General features: G+C 47.3%; 13 protein-coding genes. 4 read left to right on the top strand and 9 right to left on the bottom strand.

Annotation, left to right across the window (positions count from 1 at the left end; genetic code table 11):
• Positions 1–26: 26 nt before the first annotated feature.
• The 3 genes from pmbA (at position 27) to DN92_RS08105 (ending at position 4,009) form a co-directional block, all read left to right on the top strand.
• Positions 27–1,373, top strand: coding sequence for a metalloprotease PmbA (gene pmbA, locus DN92_RS08115; protein ID WP_173960757.1), 1,347 nt, complete (start codon positions 27–29; stop codon positions 1,371–1,373).
• A gap of 68 nt (positions 1,374–1,441) precedes the next feature.
• Entirely contained in the window at positions 1,442–2,524 is a 1,083-nt protein-coding gene (locus tag DN92_RS08110) for a TRAP transporter substrate-binding protein (protein ID WP_173960756.1), read from the top strand.
• 78 nt (positions 2,525–2,602) lie between these two features.
• A complete protein-coding gene (locus DN92_RS08105; protein ID WP_173960755.1) occupies positions 2,603–4,009 on the top strand; it encodes a DUF2252 domain-containing protein in 1,407 nt (468 codons plus the stop codon).
• 46 nt (positions 4,010–4,055) lie between these two features.
• Here the strand turns inward: DN92_RS08105 and DN92_RS08100 are convergent, their stop codons facing one another.
• Genes DN92_RS08100 through fdxA form a run of 4 tightly spaced genes read right to left on the bottom strand, consistent with a single transcriptional unit; the run spans position 4,056 to position 6,769 of the window.
• Positions 4,056–4,553 carry a dihydrofolate reductase gene (locus tag DN92_RS08100; RefSeq protein WP_173960754.1) on the bottom strand — a complete coding sequence of 166 codons (498 nt, stop codon included), beginning with the start codon at positions 4,551–4,553 and terminating at the stop codon, positions 4,056–4,058.
• A gap of 14 nt (positions 4,554–4,567) precedes the next feature.
• Positions 4,568–5,362, bottom strand: coding sequence for a thymidylate synthase (locus tag DN92_RS08095; protein WP_173960753.1), 795 nt, complete (start codon positions 5,360–5,362; stop codon positions 4,568–4,570).
• Positions 5,363–5,400: 38 nt separating this feature from the next.
• Complete coding sequence (locus tag DN92_RS08090) at positions 5,401–6,444, bottom strand: NAD(P)/FAD-dependent oxidoreductase (RefSeq protein ID WP_173960752.1); 1,044 nt, start codon at positions 6,442–6,444, stop codon at positions 5,401–5,403.
• 1 nt (position 6,445) lies between these two features.
• Complete coding sequence (gene fdxA / locus DN92_RS08085; protein ID WP_173960751.1) at positions 6,446–6,769, bottom strand: ferredoxin FdxA; 324 nt, start codon at positions 6,767–6,769, stop codon at positions 6,446–6,448.
• Positions 6,770–6,886: 117 nt separating this feature from the next.
• On the opposite strand from fdxA, the gene DN92_RS08080 reads away from it, so the two are divergent.
• Entirely contained in the window at positions 6,887–7,906 is a 1,020-nt protein-coding gene (locus DN92_RS08080) for a 2-hydroxyacid dehydrogenase (RefSeq protein WP_173960750.1), read from the top strand.
• A gap of 33 nt (positions 7,907–7,939) precedes the next feature.
• On the opposite strand, the gene DN92_RS08075 is transcribed toward DN92_RS08080, so the two are convergent.
• From DN92_RS08075 to DN92_RS08055, 5 genes are all read right to left on the bottom strand, one after another.
• Positions 7,940–8,233 (bottom strand): hypothetical protein, encoded by a 294-nt coding sequence (locus DN92_RS08075; RefSeq protein WP_173960749.1) that lies wholly within the window; start codon positions 8,231–8,233, stop codon positions 7,940–7,942.
• 11 nt (positions 8,234–8,244) lie between these two features.
• Positions 8,245–9,567, bottom strand: coding sequence for a molybdopterin molybdotransferase MoeA (moeA, locus tag DN92_RS08070; RefSeq protein WP_173960748.1), 1,323 nt, complete (start codon positions 9,565–9,567; stop codon positions 8,245–8,247).
• The gene (gene mobA, locus DN92_RS08065) at positions 9,564–10,169 is read right to left on the bottom strand and encodes a molybdenum cofactor guanylyltransferase MobA (protein WP_173960747.1); all 606 of its coding nucleotides are present in this window, start codon (positions 10,167–10,169) and stop codon (positions 9,564–9,566) included. Before mobA ends, moeA begins: the two co-directional genes overlap by 4 nt.
• Positions 10,169–11,281: a GTP 3',8-cyclase MoaA gene (gene moaA / locus DN92_RS08060; protein ID WP_173960746.1), complete on the bottom strand. Its 1,113-nt coding sequence runs from the start codon at positions 11,279–11,281 to the stop codon at positions 10,169–10,171. Before moaA ends, mobA begins: the two co-directional genes overlap by 1 nt.
• Positions 11,282–11,363: 82 nt before the next feature.
• On the bottom strand, positions 11,364–14,039 hold the full coding sequence (locus DN92_RS08055; protein WP_173960745.1) for a ribonuclease E/G: 2,676 nt from the start codon (positions 14,037–14,039) through the stop codon (positions 11,364–11,366).
• Positions 14,040–14,070: the final 31 nt, after the last annotated feature.

Here is a 14,070-nt window from a genome sequence, read left to right as displayed (position 1 = left end):
GTTTCTATTCTAGCTATTATTAGGGCATGTTTACATACTCATCAAATCAGTTTCAAGAAATCATCGATTTCATGCTCAATGAAGCCAAAAGACGGGGTGCCTCCGATGCTGTGGCGGAGATTTCAGAGGGTCAAGGTCTTTCAGTCACCGTTCGCAAAGGTGAGGTTGAGACTATTGAACAAAGCCTTGATAAGCAGGTCGGTGTTACGCTCTTTTTGGGTCATCGTCGCGGTAATGCGAGTACGAGTGATTTCTCCAAAGCATCCTTAAAGGCAACGGTCGAGGCGGCATTTCATATTGCCCAACATACTGCAGAGGATCTTTGTGCGGGCCCCGCTGAAAAAGCGTTGCTTGAAAAGCATCCACTTGATCTCGATTTATTTCATCCATGGGATTTGGATTCGGCGACAGCAATCGATATTGCTCGAACAGCAGAAAGCGCTGCCTTTGCGGTGAGCAAGCAAATTCGAAATAGTGATGGTGCTTCGGTATCGGCACATCATGCACATTTCATGATGGGAACAAGCCATGGTTTTATGGGCGGCTACCCATTCTCACGACACTATATTTCCTGTGCACCCATTGCAAATGAGGGCGGTAAAAAGTCGCTCATGCAAAGAGATGATTGGTATTCGAGTTCGCGTATTCCTGGGGAGTTGGCTGATCCAGCAGCGATTGGTAAGTACGCTGCAGAGCGAGCGCTTTCACGCCTGAAGGCGCGATCGCTCACTACTCGCCGTTGCCCTGTGATTTTTGAAGCGCCATTGGCCGCCGGTCTATTGGGTGGATTGGTACAAGCTGTATCTGGTGGCGCCCTGTATCGCCGTTCGAGTTTTCTATTGGATAGCTTGGGCAAACAAGTATTGCCAAAGCACATCAGCCTTTTTGAAAACCCGCACCTGAAATCCATGACAGGTAGTGCACCTTTTGATGAGGAGGGTGTGAAGACTTCTGCTAGGACCGTGGTCGAAAAAGGTATTTTGCAAGGCTATTTCTTATCTACTTATTCCGCTAGAAAACTGGGCATGAAAACTACTGGCAATGCCGGTGGCTCACATCATCTGACATTGCAAAGTCGCAAAACGCCTAAAGGTGGGTTACCAGCGCTCTTAAAGGCAATGGGTACGGGCTTGCTTGTGACTGAACTGATGGGTCAGGGCGTGAACTACGTCACTGGAGATTACTCTCGTGGTGCCTTTGGATACTGGGTAGAGAATGGTGAGATCCAGTACCCAGTAGAGGGCATTACGATTGCGAGTAACTTGCGCGATATGCTGATGGATATTCAAATGATTGGTAGTGATACGCTGATTCGGGGTACTAAGGAAACGGGATCTATTCTGATTGGATCAATGACCGTGGGTGGTAAGTAAACAAGTAATGCCAAAAAATAAAAAACATCAATAAAAAACAGATACAAATTATTTTGGAGGAGAACAAAATGCAAAGACGTTCCTTTTTAAAGAAAGCAGCTATTGGCGCGGGCGCGGCAGCATTGACTGCTCCAGCGATTGCACAGAACCTGCCAACGCTGAACTGGCGACTCGTCTCTAGCTTTCCTAAATCCTTAGATACCCTATTTGGTACCCCAGAAGTCTTTGCTAGTGCTTTACGTAAAGCGACTGATGGCAAGTTCAACGTTAAAGTATTTGCTGCTGGCGAAGTGGTTCCTGCATTACAGGTGTTGGATGCAGTCCAGAACGGTACAGTGGAGTGTGGACACACTGCAAGTTATTACTACTTAGGCAAGAACAGCGCATTTATTTTTGACACGGCTGCGCCATTTGGCATGACTGCACGTCAGCAGGTTGCATGGATGTTGCATGGCAATGGCATGAAGCTGATGCGTGAGCTCTACGCTAGCTACAACATTGTGAATTTCTTGGGTGGACAAACGGGTACGCAGATGGGTGGCTGGTTTCGCAAAGAGATTAAGTCCCCAGAAGATCTGAAGGGGCTTAAATTCCGCATCGCTGGTTTTGCTGGGCAAGTGCTTGCTAAATTAGGCGTTATTCCTCAGCAGCTGCCTGCCGGTGAAATCTACTCCGCTCTAGAAAAAGGTACGATTGATGCTGCTGAATTCGTGGGTCCTTATGACGATGAAAAGCTGGGCTTAGCTAAAGTAGCAAAAAATTACTATTACCCTGCCTTTTGGGAGGGTGCCGCTGGCCTCTCATTTTTAGTCAATAAGAAGCAGTGGGATTCTTTGCCACCCTCTTATCAAGCGGCATGGGAAGCGGCTTGTTTTGAAGCGCATGTTGATATGTGCGCTAAATATGATGCTTTAAATCCACCGGCATTGCAGCGCCTTGTTCAGAATGGCGCAGTATTGCGCAAGTTCAATACCTCTGTGCTGGATGCCTGCTTTAAGGCAGCGCAAGAAACCTACGCCGAAGAGTCTGCCAAGAGCCCACAGTTCAAGAAAATCTTTGAAGACTATCGTGTATTCAGAAACATGGAGGCACAGTGGTTCAATGTGGCTGAGCAAGCATTCGCGCAGTACAGTTTTGCTAAGAAACTCTGATCTCGAATGAATCCTTTTGTCTAACTCTCAATCGTCTTTGAAGAGGGCTGGGTTAGTACCTTATGGCATTATCAAAGTATGAGTAGCGAACTATACAAATCATTCCTGACTAAGAATCCAAGCATTAAGGATCAACATGATCTTGGGAGATCTATACGCAAACAAGTCGGCCGTGCTTCGATTGGTGATTTCGTTGTCAAGGGCAAGCGTCAATCCCCTATTAATATATTACTGACCCAAGCAAAATCACGTATTCCCGAATACGTCCCAATTCGTCATGCTCGTATGGCTGTGAATCCATTCTCCTTTTTTAGAGGTGGTGCTGCAATTATGGCCAAGGACTTGGCTGGCACTGCAAGTCCTCCTATCACCGTCCAGTTATGTGGTGATATGCACGTAAGTAACTTTGGCTTCTTTTCGACATCTGAACATCAGCTAGTCTTTGGAATTAATGACTTTGATGAAACCCTTCCGGGTAATTTTGACTGGGATTTAAAGCGACTGACAGCCAGCGCAATGATTGCCGCTCAACAACTCGGTCAAGATCAAGCTTATGGCGAAATGATTGTTCGAAATATTTCTACTATGTATCGAAATTATCTTCATCAATATGCTACGACCCCTTATATTGATTTGAAGCATACCTACATTGATGAGAAAGCTTTATTAAGCGTCGCAGCCAACTACGGGAGCCCGGCTGGTAAAAAGTACCTAAAAAGATTACTTGATAAGGCGAGAAATAATAGTAGTCAAGGCGTCATCGGCAAATTAACAGAGATGACGCCTGCCGGCATCCGACTGGTTAACAACCCACCATTCATAGAGCATCTCGAGTTCTCTTACCATGGGAGTAGCATATCGGAGCTTAATGATGCGGGTTTAAATTCATACATCAAATCTTTGTTGCCAGATCGAAAAAACTTGCTGCTGAAATACAAATGGATTGACTGGGCTCGAAAGATAGTAGGCGTCGGTAGCGTAGGCACTTCTTGTTGGGTGATGTATTTTGAAGGTCTTGATGTGCATGACCCACTTTTTCTGCAGACAAAGGAGGCTCAACAGTCAGTCCTAGCCCCCTTTTTCCCAGATACGAAATTTAGCTCGCAAGGTGAGCGGGTAGTTGATGGCCAGTGCTTAATTCAGGGCGCGCCAGACCTCTTTTTGGGTTTTGGGAGCACGGTGGAAACGGATTTTTATGTCCGACAGTTGCGCGATATGAAGGGTGGAATTTCTATTGGGGATGATGATATCAACACCCAGGTATTTCCTGATTTTGCGAAAATATTTGGATGGGCATTGGCTAATGCACATGCTCGCTCAGGGGATGCAGCTGTACTTGCTGGCTATTGTGGTCAAGGCGATGCATTAGATGATGCCCTTGTTAATTTCTCAATCGCGTATAGCAAGCAAAATGAAGCAGACTACGATACCTTTTTGCGAGCCATTAAATCGGGCAAGCTTAGCTGCGCTACAGAAAATTTTTGATCAAGCTGCAACTTGCAGCCTGACTCATTGACGATGTTAGTCCGAATTACTTGCGTTCTAAAGTAAGAAAACTAAAAGTCACCCCATCCTCTGAGGCCGGGGTACGCTCCACCTCTTTCCATTCGGATTCGTTGGGAACTGCAAAGAAGGTATCGCCACCTTCTACATCGATATCGATTTCGGTGATGTAAAGTCGATCTGCTTTGGGGAAGGCTTGTGTAAAGAGTTGCTCTCCACCAATCACAAATACACGGGGGAATTCACTCAAACTAGCGAGTGCTGCATCCAGTGAGTTGACCACTTCTGCGCCAGTGAGCTGCAAGTCAGCGTTACGACTCACCACAATATTGCGACGTCCTGGCAATGGGCGACCAATCGATTCCCACGTTTTTCGACCCATAATGACGGGGTGACCCATGGTCACTTTTTTAAAAAACTGCAGGTCAGCAGAAATCTTCCAGGGCATTTGATTATCTCTACCAATCACGTGATTACGTGAGCGGGCAACAATCATGGAGATGGCGGGGTGTGTGGCTGTGGTCATGGTGATCTGATTTCTTAAATGGCTACAGGAGCTTTAATAGCAGGATGGGATTCATAGCCGGCAATTTCAAAGTCTTCGAACTCGTAATCAAAGATCGAGTCGGGCTTACGCAAAATATTGAGTTTAGGCAGTGGAAAGAAGTCTCTAGACAGTTGCAGATCGACTTGTTCCAAGTGGTTGCTGTAAAGATGGCAGTCACCGCCAGTCCAGATAAAGTCGCCTACCTCCAGATTGCACTGCTGTGCCATCATGTGAGTCAGCAGTGCATAGCTCGCGATATTAAAAGGGACTCCTAGGAAGACATCCGCACTACGTTGATAGAGTTGGCAGGACAATTTACCGTCTGCCACATAGAACTGAAAGAAGGCATGACAGGGCGCTAGGGCCATGCGGGGGATATCAGCCACGTTCCAGGCGGAAACAATAATGCGGCGAGAATCCGGATTCTTTTTAAGGGTCTCCACCACCTCGGCGATCTGGTCAATGTGCTCACCATTCGGAGCGGGCCAAGAGCGCCACTGATAACCGTAAATCGGGCCTAGATCGCCATCAGGCGCTGCCCATTCATTCCAAATAGATACGCCCCGCTCTTTGAGCCAGTTGTTATCAGTGCTCCCTTTGAGAAACCAGAGTAGTTCCTGAATGATGGACTTGAGATGAAGCTTTTTGGTAGTCACCATCGGAAAACCTTCGGCCAGATTAAAACGCATCTGATGGCCAAAGATAGAGATAGTTCCCGTACCAGTTCTGTCGGATTTTTGGACGCCCTTTTCGAGGACTTCCTTCATGAGATTGTGATATTGACGCATAGGTTTATTCAGTCAAATAATTCGGTGGTGTTGAGAGCTTACTCGAATGTCGGTGGACTCACCCCAAGCGCTTTATGAAGCTTCGGGGAGGTGGTGGTGTACTGGAGTTGAATCTGCTTTTCAGGGGCCAAATAAGCGGCCGCTGAAAATGCTGCCAAAGCTGCCTCATGAAATCCTGACAAGATGAGTTTTTTCTTGCCTGGGTAGATATTAATGTCACCAACAGCATAAATCCCAGGAATGCTGGTTTGGAAGTGGGCTGTATCTACTGCAATTTGTTTGCGATCAATTTCTAAGCCCCAGCCTGCAATCGGACCTAATTTAGGCGAGAGGCCATAAAACAATAACAGTGAATCTAAGCCAATCATTTGCACTTTGCCATCAATATCGGTTACGGCAATCTCAGTTAGCCGATCATCGGAAGACTCAAGGCCAGTAATCTGCCCAATGATCAATTGCATTTGACCGGAGGTACACAAGGCACGCATCTTGGCTACCGATTGCGGCGCTGCTTTGAACTCATCTCGACGATGAATCAGTGTCACACTCGCAGCTTTGCCAACAAAGTGGAGCGCCCAATCAAGTGCGGAATCTCCGCCACCACAAATGACTACTCTCTTGCCTGTAAATTGATCTGGATTTTTAACGCGATAGAACACTTGCTGATCTACAAAAGCATCAATACCCTCTAGAGCAAGCAGTCTTGGTTGAAATGCGCCAACGCCTGCAGCAATGAAAACAGTTTTACTGAGGAAGTATTGATGGAGGGACGTGCCAATCAGAAAGCGCCCGTCGGCTTGTTTCTCAAGGGTAGAGACCTCTTGGTTTAAATGAAACTGAGGCGCGAATGGCTCGATTTGTTTTAAGAGATTACTTACTAGCTCGCGACCCGTACAGATCGGAACAGCTGGAATGTCATAAATCGGTTTATCTGGGTAAAGCTCAATACATTGACCGCCAACTTCGGGCAGGGAGTCAATCACATGCACTTTAATCTCTAGTAGTCCCAGTTCAAAGACTTGGAAGAGTCCCACCGGACCTGCGCCAATAATGACTGCATCGGTTTCAATGGGAGAGTGCAATTTACTTTACCAGTTGATCAAGTTTATTTTTAACGTCTTTCCACTCTTCAGCTTCAGGCATTGCCGCTTTAGATTTGGTAATAGATGCCCATGAAGACGATAAGTCCGCATTCAATTTAATGAAAGATTGTTGATCTCCTGGCACATCATCTTCTGCATAAATTGCATTGACTGGGCACTCAGGTACGCATACTGCGCAATCGATACATTCATCTGGATCGATGACTAAAAAGTTAGGGCCTTCACGAAAACAATCGACTGGGCAGACATCGACGCAATCAGTGTATTTACAGCGGATACAGGCTTCGGTAACAACGTAAGTCATGATGGTTTGCAGGTGAGAAGCTCAGATTGGTGAGCTTCTAAGTTAGAAAACCCAATTTTAGCCGAATCAGTCTTTTTTCAGGTGAAAGGGTCAATTTAGTTGAGGTAAAGTCACGCTATGAACTCACAAGCCCACACCCCTGCAGCCTCTAGAAAGTTTAAGATTTTGGTCGCAAGAGCGATATTTCCCGAGGCTCTAGCTCAATTAGAGGAATCCTACGAGGTTCAATCTAATCAGTCCGACAAGATATTGACCGCTGAGGAGCTAAAAAAGGCGCTTTCAGAGGTGGACGGTGCTCTGGTTGCCGGTAGTGAGCGAATTGATGCGGCAGCTCTTTCTGATGCTAAAAATTTGAAGGTGGTGGCCAATATCTCGGTTGGATATAACAACCTTGATGTTCCTGCCATTACCGCTGCGGGAGTGATGGCCACTAATACCCCTGATGTGCTTACGGATACCACGGCTGATTTTGGCTTTGCTTTACTAATGGCTACTGCTAGACGGATGACTGAATCAGAGCATTGGGTCAGATCAGGAAAGTGGGATCAATGGTCGATTGTGAATAACCCACTCGGGATGGACTTGCATCACAGTACTATTGGCATTATTGGTATGGGGCGGATTGGTCAAGGCATAGCTAAGCGCGCACTCGGTTTTGGTATGAAGGTGGTCTATCACAATCGTAGTCATCTCTCGGATGCTGATGAAAAATCTTGTGGAGCAACTTATGTTTCTAAAGAAGAACTACTCCGTACTGCTGACCACGTTGTATTGGTTCTGCCATACACCGCACAAAATCATCATACGATTGGCGCACCAGAACTTGCCCTCATGAAAACCACGGCAACCCTGATTAATATTGCCCGTGGCGGCATTGTGGATGATGGCGCTTTGGCACAAGCATTGCAAGGCGGAAGAATATTTGCTGCTGGATTAGATGTGTTTGAAGGCGAGCCTCAGGTGCATCCGGAGTTGCTCAAGTGTAAGAATATTGTATTGGCTCCGCACATTGCCAGTGCTACTGAAAAAACGCGTAGAGCGATGGTAGATCTTGCAGTAGAAAATCTACGAGCAGCGCTTGATGGTAAGCGGCCACCAAGTTTAATTAATACTGAATTATTGACGACTGAAAATTAGACGTAAGGCGCGAAGTCAAGTCGAGTGAAAAAATTAGTCGGCTTCGATTTCTTCTGTGAGCTCTCTGAGGGCAAGCTCGATTCCACCAAATTTTCCTGCCACCCAGTTGTATACCTTGCAGGCAATCCACAATAAAGCAAAACCGAGCAATGCATTAAGGACTAATGCTGAGAGCACCGTAAAGCCTGGGATTTCGCCGTCACGAATAAATGCGACAAATAGGGCTAGCAATACGATTGGAAAGGAGAAGCAGAGATAAACCAAAACCAAGGTTTTGGCGGTATGCATGGGATCTACGAAGACGATTTCTTTTTTGGTGAGTTTCATGAGGTGCAATCTTAAAGCAGTCCGTCAAAAAGTGCCACATCTACCCAGTCTCCAGCAGCAACATTGCCTTGATCATGGGGCAGAATGACAAAGCAATTTGCCTCGCTCATTGATCTCAGAATCCCGGCGCCCTGACTGCCAGTGAGTTTGACGGTAGGCCTTCCATCTGGACCACGCTCCAAAATAGCACGTTGAAATTCTGTACGACCTGGTTTTTTCCGAATCGGCGCTTCTGCGATCGCCTGGATCAATGGCACCTCCGTCTGACTTGCACCATTGAGTTGCAATAAAGCGGAGCGCACAAATTGGTAGAAGGTCACCATTACTGCTACAGGGTTACCGGGTAAGCCAAAGAAGAGCGTCTTGCGGCTGGATCCTGGAACAGACTTTAGCACTCCAAAAGCCATTGGGCGGCCTGGACGCATAGCGATTTTCCAAAAACCGACATCTCCCAGTTCTTGCATGATTTGTTTGGTGAAGTCGGCTTCACCTACCGAGACACCGCCAGAAGAAATGAGGACGTCTGCCTTAGAAGCTGCATCTATGAATGCCGCCTTAAGTGAGGCGGGATCATCACGCACAATTCCACAATCTATTACTTCTAGATTGAGTCGATTGAGTAAACCAGTGAGGCTGTAGCGATTGCTGTCATAGATACTGCCAGCATCCAAAGTTTGACCGAGGGGACGTAATTCATCCCCTGAGGACAGAATAGCCACCTTGAGTTTACGGTAGACTTTGAGCGTTGCAATACCCAGTGAGGCTGCTAAGCCTAGGTCAGATGGGCGCAATAAGCGTCCAGCAGCAATAGCCGCCTTGTTATGTTGTAAGTCTTCACCGCATAAACGTCGATTGTCTCCACGCTTTACTTGATTTTGTTTGAAGCCGACAACGGACTGATCTGCAAAGTCCGTTAACTCTTGTGGGATGACGGTGTCGCAGCCAGCAGGCATGAGGGCACCCGTCATAATCTTAAGGCACTCTCCAGCACCAATCGTGCCTAAATAAGGTTTGCCAGCATAGGCAGTGCCAACTATCTGAAGAGTGACAGTATTGATGCTATCGCCAAGACAATCTCCGTTGAAAGCAAAGCCATCCATTGCAGAATTATCTGCAGCAGGAACATTGATGGGGGAGAGTAAATCTTCCGCGAGAATACGGTCGATCGCTTTATCTAAGGTGACGCACTCCATGTCGCTTGCGCTATTCAGTTTGCGAGACTCTTCAATCAAATCGCTCACTAGGCCTGAAATCGCCTTACGAGCTTCATCAACATGCAAAGAAGTGCTTAATAAAATAGGGCTATTAGGTGAGTAAGGATTTAAATCGGTCATTGAGAAACCTTTTCTAAAGCAGTCAGCTCTTCAGGTGTATTCACATTGGCAAATGCCAAGGGGCTCTCAAATACTACGGTGCCAGATCGCAATTCTGTAAACCAGCGATCAATCTTCAGATCCCCCTTACTTAAAAAGACATCTAAAGATTCTTGTAAGTTGCTGCGCATTAGGCAGAAAACCGGTTGTGACCAAATCTTTCCACCGTCTTCTTGTGAGGAGGCAAAGACGAGTTCTAAATCATTTCCTTCAAGTGCAGCCCCCATTTTTTCGGCAAGATCGGTTGGTAATAAGGGCGAATCGCAAGGGGATGTGAGTAGGTAAGGTGTTTTGCAATGCTTCAGTCCCACTGAAAAACCAGCTAGGGGACCAGAGAAGTCGGGTGTTTCATCCATCACTACTGGATAGCCGTAGTGAGAGTACTTTGTAATGCTCCGGTTGGCGTTAATCAGAATGGTGCTGACCTGAGGTTTGAGTCGATTGATAGCAGCTTCAATCAAGGGCTTGCCATGAAAAGGAATTAATCCTTTATCGATGCCACCCATGCGTTGGGCACGCCCACCCGCCAAAATAAGCCCAGTAATTTGATTTGCAGTAATCATTAGCCGCCGATGTATGACATTTCTACTTTGCGGATCCCCTTGAGGTCAATCGTATTTGATCCCCGAATTTCTGAGTAATGATCCTCGCGTCCAGCCCAGGTCATCATGACTGCATTTGCAATCTCCAAATCACTTTTTCCTGCGCGCAACATTGTTTTGAAGTCAAAACCTGTATTCGCAAATAAGCAAAGATAGAGCTGACCATCAGTAGAAATTCGAGCGCGCGTGCACTCATGGCAGAAGGTTTGAGTAACACTTGAAATAAAGCCAATCTCGCCAGAGCCATCGACATAGCGCCAGCGTTGCGCAACCTCGCCAGGATAGTTCGCCTCAATCGGTTCTATTGGAAAGACAGCGTGAATGCGATTGGCAACTTCTCGGGATGGAAGAACTTGTGACATATCCCAGCCGTTGGAACTCCCCACATCCATGAATTCAATAAAACGTAGGGTAACGCCGGTACCTTTGAAATGCTTGGCCATCGCAACAATCTCTTGGTCGTTTGTACCCTTCTTCACGACCATATTTACTTTGATATTGGTAAAGCCCGCTTCTTGAGCTGCAGCAATACCATCAAGTACATCTGTTACCGGAAAATCAACATCATTCATTTTTTTGAAGATGTCATCATTTAAGCCATCAAGACTCACAGTCAAACGATGCAGGCCCGCTGCTTTTAATGCAACTGCCTTCTTACGCAAAATACTACCGTTGGTCGTGAGTGTTAAATCTAGCGCTTGGCCTGTTGCGGATTTAATCTTGGCCAGCATCTCGATGAGTACTTCAAGATTTTTGCGGAGCAAAGGCTCCCCACCGGTTAGGCGAATTTTTTCAACACCCAGCGAAGCAAAAATCGCGGTTAACCGCGTGATCTCCTCAAAGCTAAGTAATTCATCATGAGAGAGATAGGGATAGTTCTTGTCGAAGATTTCCTTCGGCATGCAGTAGGTGCAGCGGAAATTGCATCGATCCGTTACGGAGATGCGCAAATCGCGCAGAGGACGTCCGCGAGTATCTTTATTTAAAGGGTTGGCGGCAATCAGTTGCGCTGGGATGGACGGACTAAGGCCTTTGCCTTCATCTAAACGAATGGGGATGACTTTTTCAACCATGGCTAATTATGGCTATGAAACGGTCTTTCTGCCAAACTGCCAATTACCCATGTGGGATAAGTAGCAGTTTGGAGAAATTGGTTTATACCGTCTTTTCTTGGCCGCCGGTTTCAACTAAAACCATGGGACCATTTTGCAGACTTACCGGCGCCTTGGGTGTTCTACCCATAGGCATAATTTCCGGCTCAGCCTTAATTTGCGATTGTGCTTCTTGATGTTTGCTAGAGTCAGTTGCTACCCAGACCATGCCAGCAGACTGAACCACGCTATGTAATGGCGTCTCTTCTAGTGCCTGAAAGGCTACTTTCGGAAGCTCGGGCATGGGCTTAGCAATTACTTCAATCGCTGGTGCCGGAGCAGCTGTAACCTGCGGGGCAGGTACTGAAGCTGTGTTGGCTGATGGGCGATTACTTTGACGCGGTGCACGTTGCTCTCTTGGCTCTCTTGGCTCGCGTGGTGCTCTTTCCTTTGCTTCCTTAGACGCTGTAGGAGTAGCAGTCACAGCATTACCAAAGCTCTGTGTGATGTTTTGGATGGGCATAGAAGCCGATGCTCCACCCATTCCCACTGGTGGGCCAGAAAATGCAGTAGCTACTGCAACAACAGAAGTGTTCGCAACATCATCATTGGACTCAGTTCGCTCGCCACGTTGACCACGACCACGACCACGACGATTGCGACCACGACCACGACGCTCTTCGCCATCGACACTTGGCGCAGCTTCTACGCCAGGCGCAGCTTCAGTAGCCGGAGTTACCGCAGCTTGATTCTCTGGTTTTGGGTTTTGATTATTTTGATTACGGTTGCCGTTACGATTACGGCCATCTTGACGACCTCGGCCAGCAGCAGCTTCGCGTGGGGTGCTTCCACTCTCTGTACTTACTGCTGTACCTTCAGCTGGACGTTCACCACGATCACTACGCTCACCACGACGACCGCGGTTGCGGTTATTACCACCGCCATTACCATTGCGATTGTTTTGATTGCGACCACGTGGAGCGCTTGGAGCGGGTTTTTCTTCTGGCGCTGGAGATGAGGAGAATAAGTTCTTAATAAATCCAAAGAATCCACCGGTGCTGGCAGTTTCAGTTGCAGTCGCAGTCTTTTCAACCCGTGCAGGACGTGGTTGGCTTGCCGGTGCAGGTGCATTAGGTGTAATGCCCTTCACTGCAGCTTCTGGACGCGCTTTTACTTCTGCGTCCTTGCGACTAACAGCGGTATCTGTCTCGAGTTCACGAGCAGCTTCTTCAGCCATGACATAACTGGCTTTTTGGTCATCAAGACGTGGGTCATCATGACGTAAACGCTCAAGTTTGTAGTGTGGTGTCTCTAGGTGTTTGTTCGGAACCATTAAGACATTTACCTTGAAGCGGGACTCAATCTTAATCACTTCAGCACGCTTCTCATTGAGCAAGAAGGCAGCCACTTCAACTGGAACTTGCGTATGAATAGCGGCAGTGTTTTCCTTCATTGCCTCTTCTTGGATGATGCGTAAGACTTGCAATGCAGATGATTCGGTATCGCGGATATGACCAGTGCCGTTACAACGCGGGCAGGTCACATGGCTACCTTCAGACAGAGCAGGGCGCAAACGCTGGCGCGACATTTCCATTAAGCCAAACTTGGAAATCTTGCCCATTTGAACGCGTGCACGGTCATGACGGAGTGCATCGCGTAAGCGATTCTCAACATCCTTCTGAGCCTTGCTCGATTCCATATCAATAAAGTCGATGACGATGAGGCCGCCTAAGTCACGTAAACGTGCTTGGCGCGCGATTTCATCAGCAGCTTCTAAGTTGGTGCGGGTGGCGGTCTCTTCAATATCAGAGCCACGCGTTGCACGTGCTGAGTTCACGTCTACTGAAACCAAAGCTTCAGTGTGGTCAATCACGATCGCGCCGCCAGAAGGTAGTGGCACGGTGCGTGAGTACGCTGTTTCAATTTGATGTTCAATTTGGAAGCGGGAGAACAATGGCACATCGTCCTGATAACGCTTCACTCTTGGCAGGTTATCCGGCATGACTACCGACATGAACGCAGCAGCTTGCTCGTAGATGTCATCGGTATCAATGAGGATTTCGCCAATATCTGGCTGGAAGTAATCGCGGATTGCGCGAATTACTAAGCTCGATTCGAGGTAGATCAATAGTGGCGCTGAATTGCCTTTAGCGGCCTCATCAATCGCTGTCCACAACTGCATAAGGTAACTTAAGTCCCATTGCAATTCAGTAGCGTCACGGCCAATACCAGCTGTACGAGCAATGATGCTCATGCCATCAGGTACTTCTAATTGAGACATTGCTTCACGGAGTTCTTGACGATCTTCGCCTTCAATTCGACGTGAAACACCACCTCCGCGTGGGTTATTTGGCATTAATACTAAATAGCGACCTGCCAGAGATACAAAGGAGGTCAGGGCGGCACCTTTTTGGCCACGCTCTTCTTTTTCTACCTGAACAATGATTTCTTGGCCTTCGCGTAGCGCTTCCTTAATAGAGGCATTACGGACATCAACACCTTCTTTAAAATAGGTGCGGGCAACCTCTTTAAACGGCAAGAAGCCATGGCGTTCTTCACCATAATTTACAAAGCAAGCCTCGAGCGATGGCTCAATACGAGTAATCACACCTTTGTAAATGTTGCCTTTGCGTTGTTCACGACCGGCAGCTTCGATATCAATATCAATGAGTTTTTGACCATCGACGATGGCAACTCGCAACTCTTCTTGTTGAGTTGCATTGAATAACATGCGTTTCATAACACTCTCCTATTGGGGAGTGCGTCGCTGC

This window comes from Polynucleobacter arcticus, assembly GCF_013307205.1.
In the GTDB taxonomy this organism is placed as follows: Bacteria; Pseudomonadota; Gammaproteobacteria; order Burkholderiales; family Burkholderiaceae; genus Polynucleobacter; species Polynucleobacter arcticus.
Note: the sequence above shows the minus strand (reverse complement) of the source record. Positions and strands in the feature narration are given on the sequence as shown.